Here is a 13739-nt window from a genome sequence, read left to right as displayed (position 1 = left end):
AGTCGATCGGCTAGTCCGACTGGCGCCCTTCGGATGAGGGGCGCCTCGCTGCGAACGCACTCACATGGAAGGCCACCTTTTCGTACGTCCAGCCCTCGGTCAGCATGCGCTGTTTCTCGGTGTCGCCCACCGCGTATCCGTGGCACTCGCCTTTGACGAGCCGGTACACGGGCAGGAGTCCGGCACCGGCGGACGGGCTGGCGTGGAAGTCGGTACCGTAGTCCCGCCACCCGGCGGCGAGGAAGGCGTCCCGCTCGGCGGTGTCGGTGGTGAAGATGCGGTCGCCGTGGCCCGGCCGGTACAGGTAGTGAATCCCGACAAGACCGGGTCCGGGCTCCGGAGCGATGTGCACGACGATGCCGTCGGAGGCGAATCCGTAGGTGCGTACAGCGTTCTCGTCCTCGTTGTACCACCGCGTGAACAGTGTCTTTTCGCAGCCGCCGTACGGCATCCGGCTGCGGTACAACGGCTTGGTCATGCTGTCGACGACGCTGTCCGCCGCAGCTGCGGCCGTCTGATTCGCGTGCGCGTCGGCACGTAGACCTTCCCCACCGACGGTCAGGGCGGAGGCCACCAGTGCGGCCGTCACCCATGCGCCGATCCCCCGTTTGCGCATTCTGACACCAATCCAAAGCCGCAGATCGAGGCGTTTAGATCTCTCGTTACGTAGATTCCGAGTCTAGGAAACCACTCCCACGTTCAGCAAGCAGACCGTCACTGTCAGATGTCATCACTCGCACCGGCGGCGGGCCGAGCAGGCCCTCGTGTCGGTCGTGGCGACGTCGTATCTGCTCGGGGTGTCGACCCGGCGGGTGGAGAAACTGGTCGAGCAGCTCGGGATCCGGCAGTTGTCGAAGTCGCAGGTGTCGGAGATGGCGCAGCATTTGGACGCCCAGGTCGAGGCGTTCCGCAACCGGCCCCTCGACGCCGGGCATTACACGTTCGTGTGGATGGTCGCGTTGACGATGAAGGTCCGCGAACACGGCCGGACGGTCAACGTCCACGCCCTGATCGCGGTCGGCAGACCTGTTGAGGATGCGCGGAGGCGAGTCGCCTCCGCGCATCCTTGCATCGACAGGCTGCCGTCAGGGGGCGGATGGCGTCATGATCGACAATCTGGCCAGGTTGGCAAGGTCGGCTGTTGGCGTGAGCTCCACCGTAGTCGCGCCTGCCGCCTTGTCCGCAGACGCCCGCCCGATCGTGACAGCGCCAACCTGATTGCTCCGCTGCGACGGATCCGGCATCAAGACACGGTTGGTCTGGTAAACCTCACCGTCTGCGGGAACGCCTTCCATGACCAGCTTCCCGCCTGTGCCGCGTACGGAACCCGGAACATTACTGATATTCGTATACACCTGGCCGGCGAACCCGGTGCTGGTAATGAGGTCGACAGTGGCTTCGCCGCGGGTTGCATCGACTGTCGTTACGCGTCCGACCAAGCCTTCGGCGACGACGGCTAGTTGCCCCTGCCGGACTCCCTGATCCTTCGGGAACGCCACGATCACCTGGTGGCCGTTCCTGCCGACTACCTCAGCGGGTATGGCCCGCGCGTCGCCGTCCACACCGTCCTCACCAGGTACCTCGAACACCTTCGTGAGGCTGGCGAACGGTCGCTTCGGCTTGATGAACCCCGCGATCGTCGTCGTCTGCGCGGTCGCAGCGATCGGGAATCGTTTTACAATAAGGCGGCTGGCGGGTCCGTCCGGTTCTTGTATCATTTCATCATCGACTGCGGTACTCGACACCCGCACCGCTGTCACGCCCGGCATGGCGAGGGCAATGGCATAGGTGCCCGCGGAGTCATTACTAACCTCGCCGGCGGCTCCGGACAGCCGTGGACTGACCAGACTGATCACCTCAGTCTTCACCGGGTCAGGCACTGGCCGATCAACCCGCATCCGCAAGGCGTCCGCCGCACCGGAATCACCGGTGAAGAACGCCAACCGCGCGTCGCCCTGCTTGTCGTACCCCTGCAGGACGACCACCGTCGAGCGCAGGCGTGGATGACGCATCGCGACAAGGGCCCGAACATCAGTGTGCGGGCCCGCCGAGTTGGTGCGGTCCCAGACGCTGGTGGCCTCACGCACCAGGCCAGCGTCCACGTCTCCCACCGGAGACCAGCCCAGAAACGGGCCATCCGGCGGCGGTGCAGCGAGTTGCGGTGCGGGCCCGAATCCGACAACCCGAAACATCGTGACCAGCACCGCCACGCACACGGCGGCTGCGGCTCCAGCAGTGATACGCCGCCGCCCGCGACGCCGGCCTGCCTGCCGCATGATCTTGCCTTCATAGCCCTCGGTCGGTACCACCGACTCGGCCAGATCCGCCAGGCCGTCACGCAACTCAGTCGTGTTACGCATAGCGCACCTCTTCATCAGCAACAGCGTCGGCCTCAACCCACTGCTTACGCAGAGTCTGCAGACCCCTTGATGAAAGACTCTTGACCGTGCCAACCGAACAACCCAGTACGTACGCCGTGTCCTGCTCGGACAGGTCCTCGTAGAAGCGCAGTACGACGGCGGCACGCTGTCGTGCTGGCAGCCCGTCCAACGCCCGGCGGAGCAGGTCCCGCTGTTCCACCCCCACGTACTCGTCGCGGGCCTGACTCTCCACCAGCCGACCCAAGGGCTGTTCCCACCAGGATCGGCGCCGCCTCCAGGTCACGAAGGTGTTGACTAGAATGCGCCGAACGTAGTGATCGACGCCTTCCGAGCGTTGCAGTCGAGACCACGCCACGACCGTCTTGGCCAACGTCGTCTGGACCAGATCCTCGGCTTTCCCTCGGTCTCCGCACAGCAGGAAGGCGGTCCGGAGCAGCGATCCGTAACGCGCCCGCACAAAGGCTGTCACCTCCTTATCCTCGCGATCGTGCATCAGCCACCCGCACCCTTAGTTTCAATCTCACGGCCACTACTTACGCTCTCGACCCCAGCAAACGTTGCCGTGACTCCGGAACTTTTTGACGATTGAATTTCTCGACCCGCGGGTCGGTGAGGGTGACGACCAGCCCGTTTTCCTCGGTCAGCTCTCGGGCGCAACCGCCGCAGACGCTGGCTGGGCACCGATCCCGATCCATGCGGCCAAGACCGTGGCTACACCGAAGGCGACGAGCATCACGACGACGTAAAGGTTGACGCCCGCCGACGAGGGTGCGGAGCTGCCGGTGATCGCGGTGACGCTCAGCACGCTTCCACCGACAATGTTCAGCACGACCGCGCCGACGCCCAGCATTACCTGCACGAGGGCGGCGACGATGCCCTGCTTTTCCTCGCTTACGAGCGTCGTCGAGAGGTTGAAGCCCGAGGTCACCACCGCGCCCGCGGTGAATCCGAGAAGACCGGCGCAGATGACGGCGGGCACGAACGATGCAGTCGAGAACAGGAGGTTGAGCGCCGCGATCGTGCCGATAAGCACGCCGCCGACGAGCGTGCGCGCGGGGCCGATGCGACCTCCCAACCATCCCGCGAGTACTCCGCCGGTCGCGGCACCGAGCGCCGGCGCCGCGAACAGGAGGCCGAGCGCACCGCTCTCACCCGCGAGACCGTAGCCGAGGCCGTCGGCCGGCGACGTCTGTCCGATGATGCCCATCAGCTGCAGAAGTGCCTGGTAGGCGCCGGTGCCGAGCATCACGACCAGCAGCGTCGCGATCACGGGGCGCGTCAGCATGCGCAGATCGACGACCGGCTCGGGGATTCGCAGTGCCGTGAACACCCATGCCACCAGCAGCACGGTGCCCAGGACGAGCAGGAGGATCAGTCCGACGTTCGTCCAGCCCACGGCGGGGCCGAGGCTGATATAGGAGAGCACTCCGGCGAGACCGAGTCCGAGCAGGAGGGTGCCCGCGACGTCGACGCGACCACGTGCGTGCACGGGCGACTCGGGGAGGAACACGCGCACGGCGGCGGCGGCCACGAATGCGAGCGCGGCGGACAGCACGAACACCGCGCGGAAGTCGAACACCTCGACCACCGCTTCGAAGAGAAAGGGGGACGCGATCCCGAGGATCGCCGACCCCGAGGTGACGATGCCGACCGAGGTCATACCCACGCGCGCGGGAAAGACCTGGCGGATGTACACGACAGTGATGAACACCGAGCCCACGGCGGCTCCCTGAATGACCCGGCCGAGCAAGAAGATTCCCACGTTGGGTGCGACGAGGCACACGAGTGCGCCGACGCCGCCCACGAGGAGTGCGAGCACCAGCACGCGACGTTTGCCGTAGACGTCAGCGCTCTTGCCCAGGAGCGGCGCCCACATCGCGCCGGCGAGGATTGCGCTGGCGTTGAGCCAGGCGCTCTGGTCGGTGCCGAAGAACTCCGCCATCTGCGGCAGCACGAGCAGCGGCGCGACTATGACGGTGTCGACGAGCGTGTTCGCGACGATGAGGATCGCGACCCACCACACGATCCGGGCGCTCCACCGACCGTCGTCTCGGGCGGAGGACTGATGGGTGCTCGCGGTTGTTTGAGTCATTGTCCACTTCCAGGACTCGGGTACGACGCCTTCTGCGCCTATGATTTGGTCATTCTTGTGTCACGTAGTTCCGGTGCGTCCAAGATGCAGGAATTCGGCGCTCATGACCTCCTTGGCGCAGGAATCCTCACTCTCGCCCACAAGCGCGAGTGAAACGGCAATTGTTGGCCGGAGGTTTCCGGAAGCCGTCGCGCGACGGATAAGGTCGGGAGGCGTCAAACGGAGGGCCAGGGCGCATGACTGGGGACGGATCACGGGCGCGTCGCCCCGGCGGGCGAACGCGTCAGGTCACCGAACGGCTGTCGGCTGCAGCGCTCGACATCCTCGCCGAGAAGGGCGTCGACGGACTGCAGTACGAAGTGCTCGCCGCCCGCGCGAAGGTCGGGCGCGCGACGGTCTACCGACGGTGGCCGAACCGAGACGATCTCCTCCGCGACGTGCTCGCCCGGTTCGCCGAGGCATCGGTGCCGATCGCCGACACCGGCGACATCGTCCACGACCTCACGACATTCCTGCATGCATTCGCGGAGGCCTCTGCCACGCCGACGGGTCGTGCAGTCCTGCAGATCCTCCTCCGACGCGTCGACGAGGGAGACGGGCTGCACCGCATGGGGCTCGAACTCCTCGATCGTCGCACCGACGACCTGCAGCGGCGCCTCGACCGGGCCACCGAGGCCGAGCAGCTACCGCCCGTCGAGGCATCTTTCGTCAACATGATGCTCGCAGGCCCCGTGCAATGGTTCGTCCTACGCCGGTCGCGCCCCTTCACGCTCACCGACGCACGCGAGATCGTCGAACTCGTCGTAGCCGGATTGTGGCGGGATCACCCCGACTGAGCCCCGTCATCTTCGTCCGCCGACCAGTCAGGGTCCATTTCCTGCGATGTTCCTCCGGATACGCACGGTCACTCCCCCTAGAGAGATAAGTTGTCTCATTAGCGGGCGGGAACGACTCGCTCCGACGAAGGGACTCACCATGGTGGACGCGTCGAGCTTCGGATGGGACGGCCACGTGGCCCCCACGCCCCTTGAGGAGTACTCGCGTCGCTACGCCGACTTCTTCGAGATGCGCCGAGAGGACGGCATCCTCGAACTGCGCCTGCACACGGACGGTGGACCGTACGTGCACAACTGGGCCGCCCACAACGCTTGGAACCGCGTATGGCAGGACGTGGGGAACGACCCCGAGAACCACGTGCTCATCATCACGGGCACGGGAGAGACCTGGTTCCAGGGCGACCCGCGACAGACCTGGCCCAAGCCGCTCGTCGAAGAATCGCCGGACTACATCTTCCAGCAGACGATCGACGCGTGGAAGCTGATCGAGAACTTCGTCAACAACATCGACATCCCCACCATCGCGGCGGTGAACGGACCCGGGATCCACACCGAGTTCGCGCTCATGTGCGACGTGACGCTCGCGGCAGAGGACGCCGACTTCATGGACCCCCACTTCATGGTCGGTACGGCACCGGGTGACGGTCTCGCACTCGCGCTGCAGCACCTCATGGGCACGAAGCGCGCCGCGTACGCCATCTACGGCGGGACCTCGATTCCCGCACGGAAAGCGCTCGAGTACGGGCTCGTCAGCGACGTACTGCCCCGTGAGGAGCTCGTACCCAAGGCATGGCAGCTCGCGCGCGACATCATGAAGCGTCCGCGGTTCGCGCGCTGGGCGACGCACAACATCCTCAACCGCCCGTGGCGCAAGCTCGTCGCCGAGGACTTCGGCTTCCACTTCTCGCAGCAGTCGCTCGCCACGGTGGCGTCGAAGGCGCTCATTCCCGACCCCGACCTGGTCGCCGACGCCCGCCAGCGCAAGGTCTGGTAACGCGGATGACGGGAGGCGAAGCGTCGCGTGTCTCCACCGGCGACGGAGTGACCTCGTTCCGCGTCGAGGGCGCCGGGCCTCCCCTCGTCCTCGTTCACGGGCTGCAGGTGGGGCAGGAGCTCTTCGCCGAACTGCGGCCGCACCTCGTGTCCGCTTTCACCGTGATCACGTATGACCAGCGGGATCGGGGCGAAACCGCCTTCGCACCGGTGCCCTACACGACCGAGGATCTGGCCGATGATCTCGCCGCGCTGATCACGGCGCTCGGATTCTCTCGCGCGCACGTTCTGGGAACGTCGTTCGGTGGGATGGTGGCGCAAGCCTTCGCGCTGCGTCATCCCCACCGTCTCGACACTCTCGTTCTCGGCGCGACCTCACAGGCCCCGTTCCGACCCGAACGGCTCGCGGGTCCCGTGGCGGGGCTTCTGGGCGCGCTGGAGGCCGGCGACGACGAGAAAGCCCGTGCTCTCCTCGCGCGGATGGCGCCAACCGTCGCCTCCGCCACGGGGGTTGGCAGCCGCCAAGGCGCGCCCGCCCGCAACGACGCGCTCATGCGTCGCTTCGCGGCGACGCGTGCCTTCGACACCCGCGGGCGTCTGGCTGCGATCGTCGCGAGAACCCTTGTCGTGCACGGACGCGACGATGCGGTGGTGCCGATCCAGGATGCGCTGTCGATGGCGGGGGAAATCGCACACGCCGATGTCCTCGTGCTCGCGGGGGCCGGTCACGCGTGGGAGAACGACCAGCCCGCGCGCGCTGCGAGCGCGATCGCCGCGTTCCTGGCGGACACGCGGTGACCACAGTCGCACGCGGTGACTGCAGTCGCGTGCCGTGGCGCCGTGACGTGGCGCGACGTTCGTCACCTCTCACGCGCTGGCTCAGGTCACCGTACGCGCTGCCCGCCGAGGCTCACGTGGCGGATGCGGTCGCGCAGTCCCCGCAGGTCGTCGAGGCGGCCGTCCACCACGACGAGATCGGCTAGCATCCCCGGGGTGATGGAGCCGAGGCCGTCCTGCCGGAGCAACGCGGCAGCACTCGAGGTGGCAGCCCGCCACGCGTCCTGCGGTGTCATCGACGATGCCTCGGTCATGAGCTGCAACTCGTCGAGGTTGCTCGCCGAGGGGTGGGCGTAGGGCGGGGAGTCGGTGCCCATCGCGATCTTGACGCCCGCGTCTACCGCTCGGGCGAAACTCGCCCGGTGCGCCTGGAGAGCCTCACGCGCGAGTGCCAGGCTCTCGGCGGGGATCGGCACGCCGCGGTCGGCAGCGTCGACGATCGCGCGGGTTGCCGAGAGCGTCGGCACGAGCCAAGCATCCGCGCGCAGCATGAGATCTATCGCCTCGTCGTCGAGGTGATATCCGTGCTCGATCGAGCGCGCCCCGTGTCGGAGCGCCGCCTTGATCCCCTCGGTGCCCTGCGCGTGCGCGAAGAAGTCGGTCCCTGCGGCCGCTGCCTCGGCGGCGATCACCTCAAGCTCGTCGTCGCGGAAGTGCGTGTGTCGCGGATCGTCCCCCGGCGACATGACGCCCCCGGTGGTTGCGATCTTGATCGTGTCGGCCCCCGCGCGCAGCACCTCTCGCACACCGCGGCGCACGTCGTCTACTCCGTCGCGCACCGCGCGCGGCCGCCCGGGGTGCGGCATCATCATCGACATCGAACGGCTACCGCCGGAAGGGAGGTGCAGATCGCTGTGGCCTCCGGTCTGGGACAGCATGACGAGCGCGATCTGCAGGCGCGGCCCCTCGATGAGCTTCTGCTCGATCGCCCGCTTGACGCCCAGGTCCGCACCGGCTGCATCGCGCGCCGAGGTGATCCCTTGATCGAGGAGGAGCGATAGATTGCGCAGCGCCTCGTAGTACTGGAGAGAGAACGGCTCCTGTTCGGCACGGGAGATGTCGAGGTCTCGCACCATGACGTGCACATGGCAGTCGAACAGCCCGGGAACGATCGACATTCCCGAGCAGTCGACGACGTCATCGCCGTCCAGGCCGGTTCCGACGTCGACGATGCGGTCACCGCTCACGGCGACGTCGACCCGCGAGGTCGAGGCTCCGTCGAACACGGTACCTCCCGCGAACACCGTGCGCTTCAGCATGTCGACCCTCGCCCCGTCAGCACTCGACCACGTTGACGGCGAGGCCACCCAGCGCCGTCTCCTTGTACTTGTGGCTCATGTCTGCGCCCGTGTCGCGCATCGTCGTGATCACCTGGTCGAGCGAGACGCGGTGCTCGCCGTCGCCCCACAGAGCCATTCGCGCCGCATTGATGGCCTTCGACGCGGCGATCGCATTGCGTTCGATGCACGGGATCTGCACGAGCCCGCGGATCGGATCGCACGTCAGACCGAGGTTGTGCTCCATCGCGATCTCGGCGGCGTTCTCGACTTGGCGAGGGGTCCCGCCCATGATCTCGGCCAGTCCCGCCGCCGCCATCGACGACGCCGATCCGACCTCCCCTTGGCAACCGACCTCGGCACCCGAGATCGAGGCGTTGGCCTTGTACAGTGTGCCGATCGCCGCCGCGGTGAGAAGGAACCGCTCGATGACCTCTTCGCGAGCGCCCTCGGCCGTCGATCGACCTGCGGACGTGTAGTGCAGCGCGTAGTAGAGCACGGCGGGCACGATGCCCGCCGCCCCGTTCGTCGGCGCGGTCACGACCCGCCCGCCGCTCGCATTCTCCTCGTTCACGGCGAGGGCGACGAGGTTCACTCGCTGTTGCCAGTGCTCGCCGTCGTGGTCGGGATCCTCCGCTGCCAGCCGCGCCGCCCAGTCGCCCGCCCTGCGGCGTACCTGCAAGCCGCCGGGCAGCACGCCCGGGCGACCGATGGACGAGCGCACGCATGCCTCCATGACGTCCCAGATGTGCTTGAGGCCCGCCCTGATCTCGTCGTCCGAGCGTCGGGCGCGCTCGTTCTCGCGCATCACGTCGCTCACCGCGAGGCCGGTCTCGTCGCACACGGCGAGAAGCTCCGCCCCCGAGCGGAACGGCAGGGGAGGCGTCTGCGGCTCGGGCTGGTCGGCGGAGGATTCGTCGCCTTCGCGCACGATGAACCCGCCGCCGACCGAGAAGTACGTCTCGCTCGCGAGCTCGTCGCCGGCGGCGTCGACCACGGTGAACGAGAGGGCGTTGGGGTGCCGGGGGTGTACGGTCAGCGGGCGCAGGACGAAGTCCTTCATCCGGCAGGGGACGGGGTGTCGCCCGCCGAGGGAAACCATGCCCGTGCGCGTGATCTCGTCGAGGCGCGCGGTGACCTCGTCGGGCGTGATCTCTTCCGAGCGTGCGCCGGCCAGCCCCAACAGGACGGCCGTGAACGTGCCGTGACCGGCACCCGTCGCGGCGAGGGAGCCGAAGATCTCGACGCGAACCTGTGCCACCTGCTCGATGACGCCTCGCTCGCCGATCAACCCGACGAACTCGGCAGCGGCCTTCATCGGGCCGACGGTGTGAGAGCTCGACGGGCCGATCCCGACCGTGAACAGATCGAACACCCCGACGGCTGGCTGCGCGTACGTCATGGAGGAGCACGATACGTTTGTGTGATCACCATCCGCATCGAGATGCGGATTCACTGTCGAGATGCCTTTATCCGTGCAGTAAAGATGTCGGCAGAGGAACCATCACGCCGGTTGCCATACCCTGCGCGTTCACCTGCATCCCCTCCTTCTTCAAGCTGCGCAGCACCACCGAGCGATCGGCGATGGACACGCCGTGGACGCTCTCCTCGATGGCGACTTCGAGTCGCTGGACGTCGGCGAGGGTCTTCATCCACACCGACAGCACAAGGTTGTAGGGGCCGATCGTCGAGACGGCCAGCCGCACTTCGCTGAGGCGCGTGATGGCCGATCCCACCCGGTTTGCCATGGCAGCCGGCACCCGCAGGAAGTACCACGCGTGAACGGGCCAGCCCGAGTGCGCGCGCGCAATCTCCGTGCGCACGACGAGCCGCCCGCGGGCGCTGAGCGTCGCGAGAGTCTCGCGGATCCGCCGCTGCCCGATCCCCAGACTCCTCGCGATGGCGGCGACTGTCGCGCGTCCGTCACGGCCGAGGATCTGCAGCAGTTCGTGCTCCAACTGCTCGTCGACGCGGGCGCGCGTCGCCACCGAAGCTACGGCCGTGCGTTCGACGGCCGTAGCTTCACCTGCCGACAACGCCCGCAGACGCCACTGGCCCGCGTCGGTGAACGGCGACGAGAGGATGTGCGTGCGGGTGGCGCGCACACCCTCGAGCCGACGCATCCGGCCCATGATGTACTCGCTCAGGCTGTTCAGGTCGGAGGCACCGACCATCACGAGGAGATCGCGCCCTCCGGCGGTGTGATCGACCGTGAACGCCTCGGGGTCGGCAGCGAGTGCGCTCGCGATCTGTAAGGTCGCGCCAGGCTCCGCTCCGACCTCGAGGATGGCGGACGGTCCGCGTGCCTCGGCGCCAGGGTGACCAGCGACCCACGCCAGCCCGTCGTCGGTCAGTCGTTCCCAACGGCGGGCGAGCGTGACCGAATCCACGCCGATGATCGGGGCGATCGCTGCCCAGCGAGCCCGAGGGTTGATCTGGAGTGCATGGATCAGTCGCCGATCAGTGTCATCGAGACTGCGAACCTGCGTAGAAGCCTCGCGTGTGTTCATGAACCTTCACCTTACTGACTCGCGCTGCCGCACCGGGCCACCATGGTGCCTTCCCTGAGACACCGTGTGAGGAGCTGCCAGTGCAGCGAAGACTTCCGAGAGCTCGCTCGCCGATCGGCGTCGTGGGCTTCCTCGTCGTCATGGAGATCGGCAGCGGCGTGCTCCAAGGCTGGTTCTCGCCGCTGCTCGCTGCCATCGGTCAACAGTTCGACGTCGGCGCCGGCGCGCTGAACTGGGTGAACGCGATGTACATGCTCATGACGGTCGCGTGCGTACCCATCCTTGCCAAGCTCGGCGACATGTTCGGCCACAAGCGCCTCCTCGTCGTGGCGTCCAGTCTCGTGGCCGTCGGTTCTTTCGTCGTCGCGTTCGCGCCGAGCTTCGAGGTCTTCCTTCTCGGCCGGGCGCTGCAGGCCCCGCTGGCGGCATTCCTCCCGCTGGAGTTCGCGATCGTCCGCGCGCGAGACGAACGGTCAGCGAGCAAGAGCATCGGCGTCCTCGTCGGCGCACTTACCCTCGGAGCCGCCGTCGGCTCGCTCCTGTCGGGAATCCTGTTCGGCGCGATCGGCGACCTCGGCATCGTCCTGCTGATCCCCGCGGTGTTCATCGCGCTGTGCGTGCCGGTCGTCGTGCTGCTCGTCCCCGAGACGACGGTGCGCAGACACGGACGCGTCGACGTGATCGGCGCGATCCTTCTCACGGCGGGTCTCCTCGCCGTGCTGACGGGTGTTTCGAACGCCGGCAGGTGGGGCTGGTTCGACCTGCGCACGATTGCCCTGATCCTGGGCGGCACCGTGCTGCTGGCGCTCTGGGTGTTCGTCGAGCGCAGGATCCAGGATCCACTCGTCGACCTGACGATGCTCACCCGCGGTGGCATCGGGCTGCCGATCATCGCATCGGTGCTCTTCGGCGCACAGACCTACGGCGGGCAGACGGCGAGCTTCCTCTGGCTCCTCGGTGACCACGCGCGCGACGGTTACGGACTCGGACTCGCGCCCGCGGCCGCCGGCGCGATCATCGTCCTGTACGCGCTCGCGGCGTTCCTCGGCACGCTCATCGGTGATCGCCTCGCACGCAGGATCTCGGCGCCGCGCGCAATCGCGCTCGCGGGAGTAGTCGCAGCCGCGAGCTTCGCTCTCATGATCTGCTTCGCGGGGGTGAGCGCGCTGTTCATCACCTCCATGGCGATCGGCGGGGTCTCGGCGGGCGTCCTTCTCGCGGTCCTTCCGGCCGTCGTCGTGCGCAATGCACCGGCGGACTCGGTGGGGATCGCCTCGGCACTGTTCAACACGGCACGCACGGCGGCGGGGGCGGCGGCCGGTGCGGTCTTCGCGCTCGTCATGACTCTGTTCGTGACAGCGAGCACCGCCGACGCCACGACCGATGCCCACTCGACCCCGCTGTCGTTCTTCGCCGTGTGGGCCATCTGCCTCGCAATAGCTCTCGTCCTCGCGGTCGTCGGGCTGCGGATCCGGGTCACAGCGCCCGCCGCCGCGCCGCAGTCCGCACCAGACCTTCCCACCGCCCAGACGATCGAGGATCGATGACCATCTCACCACCCCAACCTTCCGACCACGCGACCGATGAGATCCGCGATGCCGTGCTCGCCTCGCGGGCGGCATGGGAGGACTCGATCATCGCCTTGAGTGCCGACATCCACCGCAATCCCGAACTCGCGTTCGCCGAGCATCACGCCGCCGCGCGCGTGGCCGACACCCTCCGTGCAGCCGGATTCACGGCGACCGTAGGGGCCTTCGGGCTCGACACCGCGGTCGATGCGACCTACGGCGAGGGCGACATCACCGTCGCGATCTGCGCCGAGTACGATGCGCTTCCCGGCATCGGACACGCGTGCGGTCACAACGTCATCGCCGCGGCCGGTGTCGGAGCTGCGATCGCGCTCGCGAGCGTCGCCGACGCCATCGGCCTTCGCGTGAAGCTCCTCGGCACTCCGGCCGAAGAGCACGGCGGCGGGAAGATCCTCATGCTCGAGGCCGGGGCGTGGGACGACGTCGACTTCTCGCTCATGGTGCACGGCGGCCCGGGGCACGACCTGCGCTGCGCCGACGTGCGTACTCAGGCGGTCGCGCGGTTCGACGTGTCCTTCCAAGGCCGTCCAGGTCACGCGGGCGCACCCAGCCCCGACGGGGTGAACGCCGCGAACGCCGCGACGATCGGCCTCGTCGCGCTCGGACTCCTGCGGCAGCACTTGCCCGACGGCACGCGGGCCAACGCTTTTGTCTCCGAGGGCGGCGAAGCGACTAACATCATCCCGTCGGCGACGCGCGTCCGCGTCGAAGTGCGTGCGGACACGCTGGAAACCGTCGAGACCGCGCGACGCCGGATCCTCGCGTGCTTCGAGGGCGGCGCCGTCGCCACGGGATGCGAGTGGAGCTGGGAGGACGCCGAGCCGACCTACGCGAATGTCGTGCAGAACCCCGTGCTCGCCGGCGCGTGGGATCGCAACCTCGCCGTGATCGGTCGCTCGCCGCAGCCGTATGCGGGGGCGCCGGGCGGATCGACCGACATGGGCAACGTCTCGCACGCCGTGCCCGCGATCCATCCGCTCATCGCGATCGAGGGTTGCGCCTCGGCACCGCACACGCCGGCGTTCACGAGCGACGCGATCGGCCCGGCCGCCGACCGCGCGGGGATCGACGGCGCGCTCGCCATGGCGCTCACGGTCGTCGACGCCGTCGCGCACGTGCGTGCGAGGCGGACGCTCGGCGCGGAGGGTACGACGGTCGGCGGGCAGCGATAGCACGGTCGGTGACGAGCGATACCACAGGCCGATGCCGCGCAGACGATCGATC

Annotated in this window: 12 protein-coding genes and 1 pseudogene; 6 read left to right on the top strand and 7 right to left on the bottom strand. The window is 67.8% G+C overall.

Features of this window, described 5'->3' with window-relative positions; genetic code table 11:
• Nucleotides 1-10 precede the first annotated feature (10 nt).
• Nucleotides 11-616 carry a hypothetical protein gene (locus GA0070618_RS21615; protein WP_088983267.1) on the bottom strand — a complete coding sequence of 202 codons (606 nt, stop codon included), beginning with the start codon at nucleotides 614-616 and terminating at the stop codon, nucleotides 11-13.
• Nucleotides 617-740: 124 nt separating this feature from the next.
• Between GA0070618_RS21615 and GA0070618_RS21610 the strand changes: the two are divergent.
• Nucleotides 741-1022: pseudogene (locus tag GA0070618_RS21610) on the top strand (transposase); the annotation flags it as partial.
• A gap of 63 nt (nucleotides 1023-1085) precedes the next feature.
• On the opposite strand, the gene GA0070618_RS21605 reads toward GA0070618_RS21610, so the two are convergent.
• The 3 genes from GA0070618_RS21605 to GA0070618_RS21595 form a co-directional block, all read right to left on the bottom strand.
• On the bottom strand, nucleotides 1086-2360 hold the full coding sequence (locus GA0070618_RS21605) for a rod shape-determining protein MreC (protein WP_088983266.1): 1275 nt from the start codon (nucleotides 2358-2360) through the stop codon (nucleotides 1086-1088).
• Nucleotides 2353-2874, bottom strand: a complete 522-nt coding sequence (locus GA0070618_RS21600; RefSeq protein WP_088983265.1) for a SigE family RNA polymerase sigma factor — start codon at nucleotides 2872-2874, stop codon at nucleotides 2353-2355. The genes GA0070618_RS21605 and GA0070618_RS21600 overlap by 8 nt, the downstream gene beginning before the upstream one ends.
• A gap of 147 nt (nucleotides 2875-3021) precedes the next feature.
• The gene (locus tag GA0070618_RS21595; protein WP_197701573.1) at nucleotides 3022-4404 is read right to left on the bottom strand and encodes an MFS transporter; all 1383 of its coding nucleotides are present in this window, start codon (nucleotides 4402-4404) and stop codon (nucleotides 3022-3024) included.
• Nucleotides 4405-4709: 305 nt separating this feature from the next.
• On the opposite strand from GA0070618_RS21595, the gene GA0070618_RS21590 reads away from it, so the two are divergent.
• The 3 genes from GA0070618_RS21590 to GA0070618_RS21580 all read left to right on the top strand — a co-directional run bounded on the left by GA0070618_RS21590 (nucleotide 4710) and on the right by GA0070618_RS21580 (nucleotide 7100).
• A complete protein-coding gene (locus GA0070618_RS21590) occupies nucleotides 4710-5309 on the top strand; it encodes a TetR/AcrR family transcriptional regulator (RefSeq protein ID WP_088983263.1) in 600 nt (199 codons plus the stop codon).
• A 139-nt stretch (nucleotides 5310-5448) separates the two neighbouring features.
• The gene (locus GA0070618_RS21585; protein ID WP_170107893.1) at nucleotides 5449-6303 is read left to right on the top strand and encodes an enoyl-CoA hydratase/isomerase family protein; all 855 of its coding nucleotides are present in this window, start codon (nucleotides 5449-5451) and stop codon (nucleotides 6301-6303) included.
• A 5-nt stretch (nucleotides 6304-6308) separates the two neighbouring features.
• Nucleotides 6309-7100 carry an alpha/beta fold hydrolase gene (locus GA0070618_RS21580; RefSeq protein WP_088983261.1) on the top strand — a complete coding sequence of 264 codons (792 nt, stop codon included), beginning with the start codon at nucleotides 6309-6311 and terminating at the stop codon, nucleotides 7098-7100.
• 86 nt (nucleotides 7101-7186) lie between these two features.
• Here the strand turns inward: GA0070618_RS21580 and GA0070618_RS21575 are convergent, their stop codons facing one another.
• The 3 genes from GA0070618_RS21575 to GA0070618_RS21565 form a co-directional block, all read right to left on the bottom strand.
• Nucleotides 7187-8398, bottom strand: a complete 1212-nt coding sequence (locus GA0070618_RS21575) for a metal-dependent hydrolase family protein (protein WP_088983260.1) — start codon at nucleotides 8396-8398, stop codon at nucleotides 7187-7189.
• Nucleotides 8399-8414: 16 nt separating this feature from the next.
• Complete coding sequence (locus GA0070618_RS21570) at nucleotides 8415-9818, bottom strand: L-serine ammonia-lyase (protein ID WP_088983259.1); 1404 nt, start codon at nucleotides 9816-9818, stop codon at nucleotides 8415-8417.
• 67 nt (nucleotides 9819-9885) lie between these two features.
• Entirely contained in the window at nucleotides 9886-10926 is a 1041-nt protein-coding gene (locus GA0070618_RS21565) for an Lrp/AsnC family transcriptional regulator (protein WP_088983258.1), read from the bottom strand.
• Nucleotides 10927-11048: 122 nt separating this feature from the next.
• Here GA0070618_RS21565 and GA0070618_RS21560 point away from each other — a divergent pair, with 122 nt between their 5' ends.
• Both GA0070618_RS21560 and GA0070618_RS21555 read left to right on the top strand, forming a co-directional pair.
• Entirely contained in the window at nucleotides 11049-12473 is a 1425-nt protein-coding gene (locus tag GA0070618_RS21560) for an MFS transporter (RefSeq protein WP_197701572.1), read from the top strand.
• Nucleotides 12470-13687, top strand: a complete 1218-nt coding sequence (locus GA0070618_RS21555; RefSeq protein WP_088983257.1) for an amidohydrolase — start codon at nucleotides 12470-12472, stop codon at nucleotides 13685-13687. The genes GA0070618_RS21560 and GA0070618_RS21555 overlap by 4 nt, the downstream gene beginning before the upstream one ends.
• Nucleotides 13688-13739 lie beyond the last annotated feature (52 nt).

Origin of the sequence: Micromonospora echinospora, assembly GCF_900091495.1 — a bacterium.
GTDB lineage: Bacteria > Actinomycetota > Actinomycetes > Mycobacteriales > Micromonosporaceae > Micromonospora > Micromonospora echinospora.
Note: the sequence above shows the minus strand (reverse complement) of the source record. Positions and strands in the feature narration are given on the sequence as shown.

Excerpts from the sequence above, each read along its gene's own strand:
- GA0070618_RS21615 (WP_088983267.1), bottom strand. The coding sequence starts at position 616 with ATGCGCAAACGGGGGATCGGCGCATGGGTGACGGCCGCACTGGTGGCC.
- GA0070618_RS21605 (WP_088983266.1), bottom strand. The coding sequence starts at position 2,360 with ATGCGTAACACGACTGAGTTGCGTGACGGCCTGGCGGATCTGGCCGAG.
- GA0070618_RS21600 (WP_088983265.1), bottom strand. The coding sequence starts at position 2,874 with ATGCACGATCGCGAGGATAAGGAGGTGACAGCCTTTGTGCGGGCGCGT.
- GA0070618_RS21590 (WP_088983263.1), top strand. The coding sequence starts at position 4,710 with ATGACTGGGGACGGATCACGGGCGCGTCGCCCCGGCGGGCGAACGCGT.
- GA0070618_RS21585 (WP_170107893.1), top strand. The coding sequence starts at position 5,449 with ATGGTGGACGCGTCGAGCTTCGGATGGGACGGCCACGTGGCCCCCACG.
- GA0070618_RS21580 (WP_088983261.1), top strand. The coding sequence starts at position 6,309 with ATGACGGGAGGCGAAGCGTCGCGTGTCTCCACCGGCGACGGAGTGACC.
- GA0070618_RS21575 (WP_088983260.1), bottom strand. The coding sequence starts at position 8,398 with ATGCTGAAGCGCACGGTGTTCGCGGGAGGTACCGTGTTCGACGGAGCC.
- GA0070618_RS21570 (WP_088983259.1), bottom strand. The coding sequence starts at position 9,818 with ATGACGTACGCGCAGCCAGCCGTCGGGGTGTTCGATCTGTTCACGGTC.
- GA0070618_RS21565 (WP_088983258.1), bottom strand. The coding sequence starts at position 10,926 with ATGAACACACGCGAGGCTTCTACGCAGGTTCGCAGTCTCGATGACACT.
- GA0070618_RS21555 (WP_088983257.1), top strand. The coding sequence starts at position 12,470 with ATGACCATCTCACCACCCCAACCTTCCGACCACGCGACCGATGAGATC.